2 protein-coding genes are annotated in these 519 nt (G+C 56.5%); one reads left to right on the forward strand and one right to left on the reverse strand.

The window, feature by feature from the left end; all coding sequences use genetic code 11:
- Window positions 1–252: hypothetical protein (locus tag NZ653_10200; GenBank protein MCS7287486.1), on the reverse strand; the 252-nt coding region annotated here is incomplete at its 3' end.
- Between NZ653_10200 and NZ653_10205 the strand changes: the two genes are divergently transcribed.
- A partial coding sequence (locus NZ653_10205) for an ABC transporter ATP-binding protein (protein MCS7287487.1) occupies window positions 251–519 on the forward strand: 269 nt, incomplete at its 3' end. The two genes, NZ653_10200 and NZ653_10205, sit on opposite strands and share 2 nt — an antisense overlap.

Below are 519 nucleotides of genomic sequence, written 5' to 3' on the forward strand. Positions count from 1 at the left end.
GTGCCGCTCAGCGAGGAGCAAATGCGTCAGTACCGCTGGCGACGGATTTCTATGATTTTCCAGGCTGCGATGAACTCCCTGAACCCGGTATACCGGGTGGGCGACCAGATCATTGAGGCGATGGAAACCCACCTGGAGAATTTTTCCTATCCGATGGCCCGGGCGAAAGTGGCCGAACTCTTCAGGTTGGTCGGACTGGACCCGGCACTGATGGAGCAATACCCTCACGAATATAGCGGCGGCATGCGCCATGGCTCTGGCCTGCGACCCGGACATCATCATCGCCGACGAGCCGACGACAGCGCTGGATGTCATCGTTCAGGACCGCATTCTGAAGGAACTGCGCGCCATCCAGCAAAAACTGAACATGGGAATGATTTACATCTCTCACGACATTGCGGTCATCGCGGAAGTGAGCGACTGTGTTGGCGTGATGTACGCCGGACGGCTGGTGGAAAAAGGGTATACAGAGGACATTTTCCATCATCCTCTTCATCCGTATACGGCGGGCCTGATGTC

Source organism: Anaerolineae bacterium (assembly GCA_025062375.1).
Lineage (GTDB): Bacteria > Chloroflexota > Anaerolineae > SpSt-600 > SpSt-600 > SpSt-600.